Source organism: Streptomyces aureoversilis (genome assembly GCF_042657885.1).
Taxonomy (GTDB): domain Bacteria; phylum Actinomycetota; class Actinomycetes; order Streptomycetales; family Streptomycetaceae; genus Streptomyces; species Streptomyces aureoversilis.
Window position 1 is genome coordinate 44747 of sequence record NZ_JBHSKJ010000022.1, and the last position, 13651, is coordinate 58397.

General features: G+C 71.6%; 13 protein-coding genes and 1 pseudogene. 6 read left to right on the plus strand and 8 right to left on the minus strand.

What is annotated here, in order from left to right; all coding sequences use genetic code 11:
• Window positions 1-18: 18 nt before the first annotated feature.
• Both ACFPP6_RS30095 and ACFPP6_RS30100 read right to left on the minus strand, forming a co-directional pair.
• Window positions 19-483 (minus strand): hypothetical protein, encoded by a 465-nt coding sequence (locus tag ACFPP6_RS30095; RefSeq protein WP_382049074.1) that lies wholly within the window; start codon window positions 481-483, stop codon window positions 19-21.
• A 76-nt stretch (window positions 484-559) separates the two neighbouring features.
• The gene (locus tag ACFPP6_RS30100) at window positions 560-1069 is read right to left on the minus strand and encodes a hypothetical protein (protein WP_382049077.1); all 510 of its coding nucleotides are present in this window, start codon (window positions 1067-1069) and stop codon (window positions 560-562) included.
• Between the two features lie 8 nt (window positions 1070-1077).
• On the opposite strand from ACFPP6_RS30100, the gene ACFPP6_RS30105 reads away from it, so the two are divergent.
• Complete coding sequence (locus ACFPP6_RS30105) at window positions 1078-2421, plus strand: hypothetical protein (protein ID WP_382049080.1); 1344 nt, start codon at window positions 1078-1080, stop codon at window positions 2419-2421.
• Between the two features lie 221 nt (window positions 2422-2642).
• Here ACFPP6_RS30105 and ACFPP6_RS30110 read toward each other — a convergent pair whose 3' ends face one another.
• Together ACFPP6_RS30110 and ACFPP6_RS30115 are read right to left on the minus strand one after the other, a co-directional pair.
• Complete coding sequence (locus tag ACFPP6_RS30110) at window positions 2643-3089, minus strand: hypothetical protein (RefSeq protein ID WP_382049082.1); 447 nt, start codon at window positions 3087-3089, stop codon at window positions 2643-2645.
• 74 nt (window positions 3090-3163) lie between these two features.
• Window positions 3164-3877 (minus strand): prepilin peptidase, encoded by a 714-nt coding sequence (locus tag ACFPP6_RS30115; RefSeq protein WP_382049085.1) that lies wholly within the window; start codon window positions 3875-3877, stop codon window positions 3164-3166.
• A 303-nt stretch (window positions 3878-4180) separates the two neighbouring features.
• Here ACFPP6_RS30115 and ACFPP6_RS30120 point away from each other — a divergent pair, with 303 nt between their 5' ends.
• The 4 genes and pseudogenes from ACFPP6_RS30120 to ACFPP6_RS30135 all read left to right on the plus strand — a co-directional run bounded on the left by ACFPP6_RS30120 (window position 4181) and on the right by ACFPP6_RS30135 (window position 6996).
• The gene (locus ACFPP6_RS30120; RefSeq protein WP_382049087.1) at window positions 4181-5620 is read left to right on the plus strand and encodes a DUF2637 domain-containing protein; all 1440 of its coding nucleotides are present in this window, start codon (window positions 4181-4183) and stop codon (window positions 5618-5620) included.
• Between the two features lie 106 nt (window positions 5621-5726).
• On the plus strand, window positions 5727-6314 hold the full coding sequence (locus ACFPP6_RS30125) for a hypothetical protein (protein ID WP_382049090.1): 588 nt from the start codon (window positions 5727-5729) through the stop codon (window positions 6312-6314).
• A gap of 47 nt (window positions 6315-6361) precedes the next feature.
• Window positions 6362-6644, plus strand: a pseudogene (locus ACFPP6_RS30130) (ATP-binding protein); the annotation flags it as partial.
• Between the two features lie 31 nt (window positions 6645-6675).
• Window positions 6676-6996, plus strand: a complete 321-nt coding sequence (locus tag ACFPP6_RS30135; protein ID WP_382049360.1) for a hypothetical protein — start codon at window positions 6676-6678, stop codon at window positions 6994-6996.
• A 74-nt stretch (window positions 6997-7070) separates the two neighbouring features.
• On the opposite strand, the gene ACFPP6_RS30140 is transcribed toward ACFPP6_RS30135, so the two are convergent.
• The 4 genes from ACFPP6_RS30140 to ACFPP6_RS30155 all read right to left on the minus strand — a co-directional run bounded on the left by ACFPP6_RS30140 (window position 7071) and on the right by ACFPP6_RS30155 (window position 11779).
• On the minus strand, window positions 7071-8105 hold the full coding sequence (locus ACFPP6_RS30140; protein ID WP_382049093.1) for a hypothetical protein: 1035 nt from the start codon (window positions 8103-8105) through the stop codon (window positions 7071-7073).
• A gap of 2 nt (window positions 8106-8107) precedes the next feature.
• Window positions 8108-8281 carry a hypothetical protein gene (locus tag ACFPP6_RS30145; RefSeq protein ID WP_382049096.1) on the minus strand — a complete coding sequence of 58 codons (174 nt, stop codon included), beginning with the start codon at window positions 8279-8281 and terminating at the stop codon, window positions 8108-8110.
• Window positions 8282-8655: 374 nt separating this feature from the next.
• Window positions 8656-9891 (minus strand): plasmid pRiA4b ORF-3 family protein, encoded by a 1236-nt coding sequence (locus ACFPP6_RS30150; RefSeq protein ID WP_382049099.1) that lies wholly within the window; start codon window positions 9889-9891, stop codon window positions 8656-8658.
• A 61-nt stretch (window positions 9892-9952) separates the two neighbouring features.
• On the minus strand, window positions 9953-11779 hold the full coding sequence (locus ACFPP6_RS30155; protein WP_382049102.1) for a hypothetical protein: 1827 nt from the start codon (window positions 11777-11779) through the stop codon (window positions 9953-9955).
• A gap of 558 nt (window positions 11780-12337) precedes the next feature.
• On the opposite strand from ACFPP6_RS30155, the gene ACFPP6_RS30160 reads away from it, so the two are divergent.
• Window positions 12338-13552, plus strand: coding sequence for a hypothetical protein (locus ACFPP6_RS30160; protein ID WP_382049105.1), 1215 nt, complete (start codon window positions 12338-12340; stop codon window positions 13550-13552).
• Window positions 13553-13651 lie beyond the last annotated feature (99 nt).

Consider the following 13651-nt stretch of genomic DNA (forward strand, 5'->3'; position numbering starts at 1 on the left):
CTCCTCTCGCCCGTGCGCCTACGGCGGCGGCTCGACTTCCAGCCAGCGGTGCCGGCGTGCTCCGCGGTACTCCAGGACCTGCCAGCCGAGGTCCTCAAGGGCCCGGGCGCAGCGCTGGAGCTGCTCGTGCTGCTCGTAGACGGCCTTGCTGCCGGGCGGGCCGAGCCATTCCACGCGGACGACCCCGTCGACGTGGCTCACGCGGTAGCCGGCGGCGGCTCGCCGGCCGTCGGGGCCGAGGGCGGATGCGGGGATCCCGGCCGCCTCCAGGGCGAGGGCGACAGCGCGCAGCGGCTGACGGCGTTCCCATTCCGCCGGCCCGGCCACAGGTCGGCCGGCCGCTGGGTTCATCACCCTGCGGATCTGCCACAGCCCGTCCATGGCCTGCCGCACGGCGGCCGCCCGGTCCTCGGCATTCTGGTCGAGGCCGGACGGGTGCTCGTCCCCGGTGGCCGCGCGGAATCCCTCCGCACCCTCGGTCACGCCGTGTGCCCCCTCGCCGGGTGTGAGACCTGGGACCGGGTATGTCGTCCGGTCCTGTCGGAGTCCCATCGTGCCGTCAGGGTCGGACACTCCGCGGCCCGGGCGGCCCGGTGACGCCGCGCGCGGGAACGTCGAGTTCGGCGGCGAGGGCGTCTGCGAGGACGTCGGCGGCGGGGCTGATCTCCCACGTCATGGTGTGGCCCAGGCCGAGCTGGGAGGGCGGGTCGCCGGGGCGCAGGGGCCGGTTGCGGACCAGCCCGTACCGGGTGGCGACGCTCCGCAGGATGAGGGTCCCCTGAGCGGTGGCGCGGGGCCCGCCCAATGTGTGGGCGAGGGCGTTGGGGTCGACGAGTACGTCGCCCGGCTGCGCGGCGCCGGCGGCGAGCAGCGGCAGGAGCTGACGGGTGAGCCCGGCGGCGAGGTCTTCGGTGCTCCGGGCTCCCGGCACGGCGGTGAACTCCTCCGGCGCGAGTTCCCGCGCGTCCGGGGCCCGGCTCGGCGCGAGCGGAGGGGTCGAGGTGGTGCGGGGGCCGCGGGGCGTGGCCAGGGGATAGGGGCGGTGGTGTGCTGCGGCGGGCGGGGGCAAGTGAGGGCGTGGCGGAGCTGGCGGCTGGTGGCTGCCCACTGGGCCTGGTCGCCGGCGGTGATGAGGGCTCGGTGCTCGGCGGGATGCAGCTCGGGCAGCAGGTGCAACCGGTGGATGAGGCGCCGGTCGCGGGTGGCGAGGGTCTGCCGCGGGCAGGGGGCCGGAGGGCACCCGGCATCGCACCACACCCAGAACAGGGCGTTCTCGCCTTCCCACTCCTCCCATTCGCCCCGGTGCTCGTCGGTGAGGTGAACGATCAGGCGCCCGTGACCGCCATGCAGGACGAACTCGACCTGATGCGGGTCGGTGCCGGGTTGTTGGCGCAGTCCGGGCGTGCCCTGGAGGACGCCGTCCTCGTCGAGGTAGGGGATCAGTTCGTCGAAGACGCCGGGAAACCGCCAAAGGTCGATCGTCAGGTGCAGGCAGGCGGCGCCGGCGAGGGCGTGGGTGACCCACAGGAACTGGCCGGGGGCGTCGCCGTACTCGTCCAGGTTGGATCCCAGTGCCTCGACCAGGTGGTGTTCGAGCCGCTGTTGTTCGGGACAGGCGGCGGCGCGGGTTCGGGCCTGAGGTGCCGAGGCCTGGTCGACGAGGTTCTCCTGGGCGCGCAGCAGTTCCTTGCTCTGCGGCGTGGGGTCCTCTTCGCGGAGGGGCTGCGGCTCGATCACATATTTGGGCGGGCCGAGCTCTACCAGCACAGGCTGAGGAGCCGCGTGGCCGAAGTGTTCCACGCGCGGGAGGCGGCTGAGGGCGGACCGCAGGGCACGGCTGGCCTGGTGCGTCTCCTCGGACTCCCACCGGTCCTCGCGCCGTGCCCGGTGCTCCAGGTGATGGAGTTCCTCGGTGCGGTGGAGGTCGGTGCGCACCAGACCGTCGGGCAGGTTCGTCTCCGGGCCCGTGGTGCTCGTATGGCCATGGGGGTGGTGGAAGACGAGACGGCCGTGGCCGCCCCAGGCCACGAGCGCGATGCTTCCTCCCTCAGGGGGTGGGTGTTCCTCGCGCAGCCCGGTGATTCCGTACAGTCGCGGCGGGCCCTCGGGCTGGTGGAGGAGATGGGGGCGCAGGGCGGCGGCCACGGCCGGCCACATCGCGGGGAGGACTTCCAGGTGCAGGCAGGCGGCGCCCATAGTCGCGGCAGTGATCCCGAACAGATGCTCCAGAGTCGATGCCCTGGCCAGGCCGGCGCGCTGGTTCAGGGGGATCAGTGCCTGGAGGAGCTGTTGTTCGAGCCGCTGCTGGCCCCGGCATCCCGCTGCCACGTCCAGGCCCCGCTGCTGGCGGTCGAGCTCCACCAGGCCGCGCTCGTCCGGGCTCCACATCACCGGCTGCCCGGCGTCCGGCCTGGCACCTGACGCTGCGCCCTTCGCCGTACGCCGCCGTGTGGCGGGCTCGGCGCTGCGCACCTGTGTTCGTTCGTCCGCCAGGAGCAGGTCGCCGCCCCCGGTCCCGGGTTGTCCTCGCATGGCACGCCACACTGGCATCAAGTGCCCCGGCAGGGTGGCGCTTTCGCGGGGTCTCACCCTCGCGGGCACGGACGGAGGCCCTGCCGGAACCGTCGGTTCCCGCGGAGGTCTCACTTCACCTTGAACTCGCACATCTTGTCGGACTTGCCGTCCTGGTTGTCCGCGACCTTCTTGCCGTCGACGGTAATGACGCAGGGCGCGGCGTGCAGGAAGCCGTCGGGGCCCTTGACGGAGCCGGGGACGACGGACACCCCGAGGCCGACCTTCTTCTCGGCGTCCGTCGTCAAGGTGACGGTCGAGGTCTTCTTCCAGGGCAGCTGGACCTGCTCCATCTTGTTGGTGTCGAGGTTGTAGTAGACCGACGTGGTGCCGGTGCCGAGGACTTCGAGGGTGACCTCGTGCTTGACCTCGCCGCTCCCGCCCTCCGGCTTTGCCTTCGCGTTCGGCTGCGTGGACGCAGCGGGCTTCTCGGATTTTGCCGGGCTGTCGTCGCTGCCGCAGCCCGTCAGCAGAGCCGTGGTCAGGACCAGAGCCGCGCCCATGATGATCTTGCGCATGCATTCCCCCTAGTGGACAAGTGATCGATCCTAAGGGCGATCACGCCGGCCGTCGTCACAGACAGGGGCGGAGGTCAGGCCAGCAACGAGACGCTCAGCGCCCCGGCGAGGAGGAACGGGCCGAAGGCCACCTGCTGCTTGCGGTGCGCCCGTCCGGTGACCACCAGCGCGACTGCAGCCACCGCGCCGAGGAGGAACCCGGTGAACGTGCCGGTGATGACGGCGGACCAGCTGTGCCAGCCGAGCAGGGCCCCGGCGGCCGGGGCGAGTTTGACGTCGCCCATACCCATCCCGGCGAAGGCGAGAACGAGGTAGCCCGCGCCGAGGGCGGCCGCGGCCGCGAGCGCGCGGCCCAGGCTTCCGGGCTCGCCGGTGAACCAGGCCCCGGCCAGCAGCAGGAGTGTCCCGGCGGAGGCGGGCAGCGTCAGGACGTCGGGAAGGCGCTTGACGGCGACGTCGATCAACACGAGGGCCACACCGCAGGCGGCGAGCCAGTAATGGGCCGCAGCCGTGAAGCCGCCGGCGCCCGTGGCCGCGATCGAGGCGAAGGCCGCCCCCGACAGCAGTTCGGGCACGCCGCGTGCCGGAGGGAAAGCGCGCCGACAGGTCCCGCACCGGCCGAGCAACAGCCGGCCCCGGCGCTTGGAGGAGAACAGCGCGGCGTTGCAGCCGGGGCAGTGCTCGCGCGGCGCTTCGCCGGCGGGGACGGCCCGGGTGAAGACCAGCGGCCGGGCCGCGGCGCCGGACAGCAGCCCAGCCACGAACGCGACGGCGACGGTCCCCAGCATCCAGCACTCCCCACGACGGCATGTTCCGGCCACCGGCGCGGACGGCCCCTGAAGCCTAAGCGAAGCCCGCCCGCCCGTTCGAACAGTGGCGGACTGCGGCATTCCTTCGCGTCTGGGCTGACCAGAGGGGCCTTGATCGGCCAAAACGAGGTGCTTCGTAGACTGCGGATTTCATACCGTTCGGATTCACCGGATGGGGGACCGAGGAATCTGGGCGGCTGGTTCGCGTCACACGACGGCCGTCCAGGCCACCTCTATGGGTGATGGGCGCACGTGCGCGCGGACGCAGCGAAAGGGACATTCGTGATATCAGGGCTGGGCACCAACGCCCTGGAGCAGCCGCAGGCCACCCGCGGCGAAAGCCGCCGCCGGGAACTGACGTGGACCAAGGGCCGCAAGGCGCTCTTCGGCACCATCGGCTTCGGCGCCATCGTCATCGCCGCCGTCGGATTCGTCGGCTCGTACGCCTCGGTACGCGACCTCGCCGAACGCAAGGGCTTCGGCTGGTTCGCCGACGTCTTCCCGCTCGGCATCGACATCGGCATCGCCGTGCTCCTGGCCCTCGACCTCGCCCTGACCTGGATCGACCTGCCCTTCCCGCTCCTGCGCCACATCGCCTGGATGCTCACCGCGGCCACGATCGCATTCAACGGGGCAGCCTCCTGGCCCGACCTGGTCGGCTCAGCCATGCACGGCGTCATCCCCCTGCTGTTCATCGCGATCACCGAAGCCGTCCGCAGCGCCGTCGCCCAGGCAATGGACCTCGACGAGAGCGGCCGCCGCGACGCCATCCCCCTCTCCCGCTGGCTGCTCCAGCCAGCAGCGACCTGGTCGATCTTCCGCGACATGCGCCTGTGGGGCATCCGCTCCTACCGCATCGGCCTGACCCGCTACCAGAACCGCAAGCTCTACGAGCAGGACCTCCGCAGCGAACACGGCTGGCGCTGGCGCAGCAAGGCCACCGCCGACGAGCTCCGCCCGCTGCGCAAGGCACGGCTGGGCATCGCCGTCACTGACACCGCCGCGGCGGCCGAGGAACGCCCCGCTGACATCACCACCGACCAGCCGCTCCCGCAGCCCGAACTGCCCCAGGCCCCGGCGCCCGCCCTCGAGCCGTTCACGCCGGCCGACCCTGCACCGGTCCTCCCGCACCCGCCGCACCTCCCGGCTCCCGAGCCGCAGACGCCCGTCGAGCCGGCACTCCGCGAGGAGACCGCATTCACCGCCGAGCCCGAACCGCGCCTTGAGGAGGCCGTGGTGGTGGCCGAGAGCCTGACCCGGCCCGCCGCGGTGCCGCAGGATGCGCTCACGCCGCCCGCCGAGACCGCCGTCCCCGTCCCGCAGCAGGAGCCGGCGCCGGATGAGCCCGCAGTGCCCACCGCGGACGAAGAGGACGGCGATGAGGCGGAGCAGCACGCGGAGGACGACGAGCCCACCGACGAACACCCCGCCGGCGACGAGGGCGCGCCGGCATCCGACGAGGCCCCGCGGATCGATGTGGGTCTCGCCCAGCCGGGCGAGACCAAGAGCCAGAAGGCCGAGCGGATCTACCTCGCCCACCAGAAGGCCGGAGTGGAGCTGAAGAAGCCCGACCTTGCCCGGTGGGCCGGCTACAAGCAGGAGGGATCCGGCCGTACGCAGTACGCGAAGCTCGAGAAGCACTACGGCCCGATCGTCGTCCGAGAAAGCACTGACCAGCTCAACCTCGAATGGCAGCAGCAGGACGACAGCCTGCCTGCCTGACGTCCCTGGCACGGTGGGCCCGGCACCAGCTTCACCGATACCGGGCCCACTGTCCCGTCTCATCCGAGCCTCACACTGTGTCAGGCGGTGTCCGATCATGGATCTCATGACAGCAATCACCCCTTCGACCTGGGGCCGCGACCCGATGCCGTTCTTGCCGCCGACCCAGACGAAGTACGACTGCCCCGCCGACGGGCTCGACCCCTTCGACGTGACCGAGCCGCGCACCCAGTACGTGCTCGACGCGCGCGGACTGGGGCGGGCCTGGGTCGCCCCGAGCGATCCCGAAGCCCGCTTCTACGGCCTGGATGAGAAGGACTTCGACGCGAAGATCCAGCCGGGCTACAAGTACGTGCGCGTCCTGGAGAAACTCGCCGTCGTCTCCGGCGGGCAACTGCTACGCGAGTGGCCGCAGACCGCCCGCACCACACACGAGGAGACGGCCTACGCCGGCATGCTCGGCTTCGACATCTACTTCCAGACCAAGCGCGCACTCAACCGCTACGAGCGCGACTGGCACACCGCCGCCCGCAGCCAGGGCGGCCTGAACCGGGCCAAGTACCTGACCGGCGACGGTCTGACCCTGTCTCGCCCCGACTACGCATCCGCCCTCGCTCTCGCCCTGACGCTCCCGCCCGACATCGACACTGCGCTGTTCATCGGACGCGTCCTGACCCACTATTCGTACCACTGACCACGGACAACGTCGGCACGTTGCGCCCGCGGCGGCTTCGAGTCAAGTCGCGCTCCGGCAAGAGCCACTTCACCGAGGCCCTCGGACAGACCGCGGTCGAGGCCAGCCTGACCGTCTCCTGGTCCACCATCGAAGACCTCGGGGCACCGGTCCGCCGCCACCGCGCCGACGACTCCATCGCCCGGGCCCCTCGCGAAGATCATCCGCTCCGACCTGATCATCGTCGACGACATCGGTCTCCTCCCCGTCTCCCCGGGCGCCGCCGAAGGCTTCTACCGCCTGGTCGACGCCGCCTACGAACGACGCTCGATCGCGGTCTCCAGCAACCTCCCTGTCGTGGGAGCGGCTGGCGGAGGCGGTGGTGGCGCGCTGCCGCAAGGAGCATCTGGAGCCGCCGGCCCCGGCGAAGGTGGGGCGGCTGGTGGGCAGCGCGGTGAGCACGTTTGAGGAGCGGTTCTGCAAGGCGACCACGGAGCGGTTGTCGGCGACGACGCGAACGCTGCTGGACGAGCTGGTCGCCGAGGACACCGACTCCGACGGGAGCAGTGTCGGGGGCGGGACGACGTTCTTCACGGAGCTGATGGCGAACCCGGCCGGGCTGGGGCTGGAACCGTGCGAGAACCCTCGCGATCGATCACGTTCCGTAGACGACTCGGCTTCGCCACGGACGTCTCATCCATGAGCCCCGCCTGGCCCAGATACCGGCATCGGTTCTTCGCGCGGCGTGCGCGCGAGAGCCGGGCCCGTCGGCGGTGGTCATGCGCTGGGCGGCTGGGCCAGCAGCGTGTCCATCAGGGCCTGGTAGCGCTCCAGCCCCTCGGCCCACCCGGGGATGATGAGGGACTGGGCGACGCTGACGGCGATCGCGGCCTCGCCACCCATCCCGAGGACCGGGGCGAAGCCCCCGACGCGGACCCACCGGTCCCACATCTCGTCAGCCATCAGGGGCCGAAGGATCTCCGGTTCGTTCGGTGCGCGTTGCAGGAGCAGGATGGCCAGGGCGCCGGTGCCCTTGGTGCAGGCGCGCACCGCCGCACACAACCGCTGGTCGTCGGCCTCCTGGACGGCGCGGATCAGGCCGCGCAGGCCGCCTGCCATGGGGGAGTGGGCGAACAGGTCGACGCCGGCGAGAGCGGCGTCACGGTGGGCGGCGCGGATGGGCTCGGTCAGCTCGGGGTTGTCCGGTGTGGCGGCCGTCCACGCCTCCATCAGCTCGTCGAAGGCGACGTCGCCGGTACCGCCGACCACCATCCGGGCGGCCGGGGCCATCAGGGCCTTGTGAAAGATGTTCGACACCGACCGGGACGGCGGCAGCTCGACACCGGCGGCGGCCGCGCCCGCGCGCAGGTGCCCGTCGAAGTCCCGCCGGGGGCAGCGCCGGTTCTCGAGCATCCCGGCCGCCAATGCCTGGCGAGCGCCGAACGCCTCATCGCCGTCGCCCTCGGGGATCTGGCCGACGTCGATGCCCGCCCGCGTCAAGGGCCGCTCGAGAGCGCTGGCCACCGCCGCGCGCAGCCGCGTCGTGGTCTCGGAGGTGGCGTCGATCGCCCAGAAGATCCAGCCGATCCAGCTGATGCTGCGGCCGGGCCTGGAGGCGTCCGCCAGACAGGCGGTCCGGTGCACAATCTCGGGCCGGAGCTCCCCCGTGACGGGGTCGGTCCAGTCCGCGGTCCGGGCCAGCCACAGCTGGGCGCGCCAGCGCTCCAGCTGAGTGGGAGTGGTGGTGAATCCGAGTTTTCCGACCGCGGTGACCAGCGCGAGTTCGAGGGCGGACGGGTTTGTTCGGGGCATGGTCAGCTCCTGCGGTCCTGGTTGCCGGTGACGATGACGGTGTAGACGGCGGCGGCCGTTCCCAGCGCGCTCGCCCACGCCTCGCTCTGCGCGGACAGGACAGCGGCCACGACCACCAGGAGCAGCGCGGGCAGCGGGCTGCCGCCTCCCCCGGGCGTGAACGGGCTGACATTCATGGGCGGGATTCCTTCCCCGGGCGGCTTCCTGCCGGGCGCCCCGGCAGGGCAGACCCGCGCCCCTGGGAAGCCGGGGCCGGCCTGCACGCCTATCTCCCCATGCCGCTCCTGGTGAACTGAGGGAAACCTCGCGGGGCACCAGCCCCCTGCTCTCCGAGGACCGGCGGGCCGGCGGGGAGCGACGTGGTGGCACGGCCCGGGACGCGGCAGCCGGGGCAGCCGACAGCCGAAGCCGGCCAGCGGCACGGACGGGCGCCGGGCCCGGGTGGCACGGAGGCGGGGGTCACGACGACGGGTACGGCTGGGTACCGGCCGGTCTCCCCAGTGCCCTGTTCACCCCCGGTTGAGGCCCCGGGTGGTGACACCGGGGCCCACTAGCCCTCGCCCCGCAGGCGGGCATTGGCCGCGGTGGTGGTGAACGCCTCCGGGTCGAAGTCGTCGTCGAGGTCGTACCCGAGGATGTACGAGATCTTCTCGCCGCGGTCCGGGCCGGTGTCGGCGAGCGCCAGCTTGAGCCGTGCGTAGCTGTCCGGGCCGTCGCAGTCCTCGGGTGGGCAGTTGCCGGCTCCGTCCACGCATCGGGCCGGGAAGAGGAGGCCAGGCTGGGGGAAGCGGCGCTCGACGCTGACGGTATGCCGCCACTCGGCCTCCTCGAGGTCGTAGACGAAGCGCAGTCGCTGACCGGCCTCCAGGACGCGATCCAGGGTCACCGCCCTCGCCTCACACTGCGCCTGCCACTCCCATTGGTCCGCGTACGTCCTGCCGGCGATGGACAGCAGTCGGCCACGGCCCTCGTGCCACCCCATGACGTCCTCCAGGGCCCGCCCCAGGTCGTCCACCGTCCAGTGGTCAGGGACGTGCAGGCGGCGCCAGACCTTGGGGTGCGTGACCCCGTCGAGGGCGATACGCAGCTCGAAGGCGTGCGGGTTGAACTGCTCGGCGGCCCAGGTGGCGCCGAACTCGGTGAGGGTCACGGTCTTCTTGTCCTGGGACAGGCACAGGACGCCGAGGTCGGCGTAGCGGGCGAGGAGGTAGGTCACGTCGCGCTGGACCAGATGCTGGCAGTCCTTCAGGTGGGCGCCCTGGGGCGGATCGTCGTCATGCTCGATCAGGGCGTACCACACCGCGCCGGCGATCTCGGCGACCGGGACCGGATCGCCGCCGGCCTCGGTGGGGCAGTTCTCCCACATGGCCTGGTGGCCAAGGTCGGCGTCCTCGTGGAAGTACGACAGGAAGTGGTAGCGGCCGAGGTAGGCCTTGGGCGAGGTCTGGAGGGACTTCAGCAGCGCGTTCCGCAGGCGCTGCGGGTCTTCGGCCTGGTGGGCATTCTTCTTGACCGGGAGCAGGCGGCGGTGTTCGACCTTCACCAGGCGGGCGGTCTTCGCCCAGCCGAGAAGGTCCTGGAGGTTCCACAGGTCGGCGCTGGAGCGTACGCGCTGGTGGTGCTGGTGGGTGCCGGCGAACTCCTCGTCGCCGGTGTGCAGGGTTTCCACCAGATACCGGGCATCGGCGAGGCGCAGGTGGCCGTTCGTGGTGAGCGGCTGCCCGTCGCCGACCCACTGCACCAGGCGCTGGAGCTTGTCGACGGCGGACAACTTGGCGGTGATCACGCGTTCGGCTCCAGAGACTCCAGAGAGGTGGCGGACGGGCCCGGGGCGGGTGAGCCGGAGGCTATCGGCCCCCGGCGGGCGCGGGGGTGAACAGGCGAGGCCCTGAGGTGCTCCAGTCCACGTTGACGATCCGGGTGAGGGCTTTGAGATCCCATCGGACCACGCGGTCATCGGGGTCTTCAGGCTCTTGCGGCAGCACGTCCGGCTCGACGATCCGGACCACGTCCGGGCGGCCCGTCCGGTCGCGGCGCAGGACTTCGGTGACCGGGAGCCCGGCGAGCACCGCCTCGCCGGCGGCTACGCGCTCGCTCCAGTCCGCCGTGGCCGGCAGGCAGAGCTCGGCTGTGCCCGGCGACACCTCGGGCGCGTAGGACAGGTCGGCCTCGGTCGGATCGTCCGTGATGCGGAAGGAGACCGCGAAGCGCACGGGCGGGTCGGGAAGGAAATGGCCGTGGAAGAAGGAGCGCATCTGCGTCGTCGTCGTGGCGGCCACGCCTTGGCAGATCTCTTCGCGCACCATGGCCAGCTGGGAAGGCGTCACGCCCTCGGGCCGGTCTCCGCGGGGAGCGTGGAAGCGCACGTGGTCGCCGAGGTGCTCGGGATCCAGCAGGGTTCGGTACCCGCCGGCGGGAGGCGGGCCGATCTCCCACTCGGCCGCGGCCGCGGCCTGCGGGCTGGTTTCCAGCAGCGCCAGGAGCGAGCGCATCGCAGCCTGATGCCGGTGGCCGATGCTGTCCGGCCCCGGTCCGCTGTCGGCAAGCCCCGCCAGGTAGGCGCGGGCCCCGGCGGTCAGCGCGACGGCGTGCGCGGCAAGGAACGAGGTGAAGGCCGCCTCGTCGGCCATCGCGCGGTTCACTTCCTCGCCCTGTTCCGGTACGGGCGCTTCGAGGTCGGCGAGGATCGCGGCGACGGCGCTGACCGGCTCCCTGCCCAGGCTGTGCGGCAACGACAGCCACACGCGACGCCCGGCCTCGGTCAACAACGGGGCGGTCAGTTCCTGGCCGAAGCGGCTGAAGACCGCGTCCAGCACCTCGCCCAGGCCCAGCGTCCGCACCGGCACCACAACCCGGTCGGCCGCGCCCGCCACCACCGGAATGAGCAGGCGGCCGGCATGCCGTGCACCGCCGGGCGCGTTCCGCATCCGCGTGAGGAACTGCCCCGCATGCCACTGGGCGTAGCCCAGCCCACTGCTGTTCCCGGCCTCCACCACGCACGCGCCCGATCCCGTGTTCCACGTGACCGACCAGCGGAAAGCGCCTTCAACAGCCAGGGGAAGACGCCCGACGGGCCGTTCGGAGGATGCAGTGCGTTCGGAGATCTCGACGGTGACCGGGTGCGTGGCGCCCGGCAGCCATGTGGTTGCCACCCAGTGGCCGGGCCCGGCTAGCTTCCAGGACAGATGAGGTGCCTCCGGCTCGCCGGCCACATGGGCGGACACCGCGGCGAGCGTGGCCGCACGCCAGACGACAGCGCACGTCAGCGCGGGACGCACAGCAGGCCCCCAGGAGGCCGGCGCGTCGGTTGTCACCGCCTGGAGCTCGTACTCGGCCGCCGTGGCCAGGGACAGCCGCCGTTCCTCTTCACGGCGGCCGTCCTCCTCCCACAACGGTGTGCTGCCGCAGGCATCGTCTCGGTCCGCGGCATGGACGAGGAGGGCATCAGCCAGGGCTTCCACCAGCCACCCGCGGGGAACGAACTCCAGCGCGGCAGTGCGCAATGCCTCGTCGTCCAGCTCGGCGACAGCACGACGGATTCCCGTCAGAACCGACTGGGCAGCAGGCGAAAGGACTTCGGGGTCGGTGCGGGGCCTGAAGCGCCCGAACGACAGCCACAGGCGCGCGAGCTCCAGCCAGTCCGGCAGGGCTTGTGCCTCCGCGATCCGGGTCACTGCTGCCTGAAGGAGCGGCGCCGACACAGGGCCGGGTGGGGCCTGGCCGGCGAACCGGACCAACCCCTCCACAAGGCCATCCGCCCGGCAGCCGAAGGCCTCCGCGCATCGGCGCACGCGGTCGTCAGGAGCAGGTATCACGGCGGACATCCCGGGGGTTCAGCGCGAACAGCGATCGACGCTCCGACCCTGGCGCACCCAGAGACCGCTGCGCAGCCCTTTCGCGGAACACCCCACCACCATGGAATGAAATCCCCTGAATTCCCCATGCCTTCGCATAGCGAGGTCTACCATGACGGGCTGCTCGCCCAGTGCCGAGCGCACGGGCGTCCGACTGACGCGCTCGCATACTGAGCGAACCAACCCGCCCGATGACCGGGACCCCAGCCCTGCGGGGGTGAGCACCGCACAGGGGCCGGGTGCGCCGTACACCGGCGTCGCTCATCCTCGCGCGCGCCTTCCGGACCGGAGGAATGCCTTCCCCGACCGCCCCGGCCATGCGCCGGAGCCCCCTAGGCTGGTCCGGCCCGCCCATGGGCGCGTCTCGAGAGGAAGCCGATGAACGACACGTCCTCGACGGCAGCGAAGGCCGACCCCGCCAAGCTGTCCCTGGACTTCCACCACGACCATCGCCTCGTCGACCCTTCCGAGCAGGGCGTGCAGACGTGGACCGTGCACATCACCGCCGATTCCGAGACGGTCGGGAGCCTGCGCGCGACCCGGGGGATGTACTGGCAGTCCGAGAACTTGAGCGCTCGGATGGCTGACGAACAGGACTTCCCCGCCGTCGTGTCCGGTCAGCTCCTCAAGCCGGACGGGACGTTCAGTGACAAGTTCGAGGACTTCGTCGACATGCCGGGCAGCGTGCTGGTCATCGACCAGCTGGAGCTGCCGGCCCCCTGGGACGATCCGCTGATCGTCGCCGGGGTGGCATCCAGCGTCATAGACCGTCTCACGGACAACTACTTCGCCGTGGTGTTCCCCCGGACCGCGGTCACCAGCTGCCCGGGAGCCGCCCTCCTCGAGGAAGCCGCAGCGATGCTGAGCGCCGATCCCTTCTCCGACGAGCTGCTGATCATCGACAACACCCTCGCGGCTCCCGAACAGGCAGCGCACCGCGTGCGTGAAAACCTGCGCCTTCGAGCCCGCTACGGCGGTGCCGAGCCCTGGAACGAGGACGTCGGGGACTGGGAAGACGACGAGGACGACGACGGCATCCTCACCCCGCGCACCGTAGCGGTCCTGCGCCTGGCCCTGAATGAGCTGTCGAATGAGGCATGGCAGGAGGCTGCGGCACTGGGTGACGAGCCCTTGCAGCGCGGTGCCGGAGGGCTGTTCGGCAAACTGCCGCCGGTGACCTTCCGCCAGGGCAGCGCCTGGCGGCGCGAGATGGCCCGCTCCTTCGACGATCTCCTCGACGACCTCAACGGGAAGACCGAGGTCGAGCCGCGGTGTACCGGCGAGGAGATGGCCTTGCACCTGGGCATCGCGCGCGCCCGGGCTCTGGAGCGCAACCGCCCGCGCCTGGTGCGCGAAGCAGCGGCCGGCCTCCCCGAACAACGCCGGGACTTCGACTGGAGTGCCTGCTCCGACGTGCTCTTCCAAGACCACGACGTCCTGATGCTCTTCGACGCCGCCCTCGACGGCATCGAGGACAGCAGCAGCGACGTCAACCAAGCGCTCGGCATGGTCAACCTCGCACCACTCGACTGGTTCACCCCGTTCTCACCCGGTCTGGCCCGCGACGCGGCCCGTGGGTTCCGCGACGCCTGACCGCCACCCACGCACCAGGGATCCCATGCGCCTGGCGATGAGAGGGTCGCGTCACCGCCACAGGGTGCTGCTGTCCGCCCCCACGGACAGGCGGCGGGG

What these genes read in the sequence shown, in the direction of transcription:
- ACFPP6_RS30160 (WP_382049105.1), top strand. Translation starts at nt 12,338, where the DNA reads ATGAACGACACGTCCTCGACGGCAGCGAAGGCCGACCCCGCCAAGCTG.
- ACFPP6_RS30140 (WP_382049093.1), bottom strand. Translation starts at nt 8,105, where the DNA reads ATGCCCCGAACAAACCCGTCCGCCCTCGAACTCGCGCTGGTCACCGCG.
- ACFPP6_RS30145 (WP_382049096.1), bottom strand. Translation starts at nt 8,281, where the DNA reads ATGAATGTCAGCCCGTTCACGCCCGGGGGAGGCGGCAGCCCGCTGCCC.
- ACFPP6_RS30115 (WP_382049085.1), bottom strand. Translation starts at nt 3,877, where the DNA reads ATGCTGGGGACCGTCGCCGTCGCGTTCGTGGCTGGGCTGCTGTCCGGC.
- ACFPP6_RS30110 (WP_382049082.1), bottom strand. Translation starts at nt 3,089, where the DNA reads ATGCGCAAGATCATCATGGGCGCGGCTCTGGTCCTGACCACGGCTCTG.
- ACFPP6_RS30125 (WP_382049090.1), top strand. Translation starts at nt 5,727, where the DNA reads ATGACAGCAATCACCCCTTCGACCTGGGGCCGCGACCCGATGCCGTTC.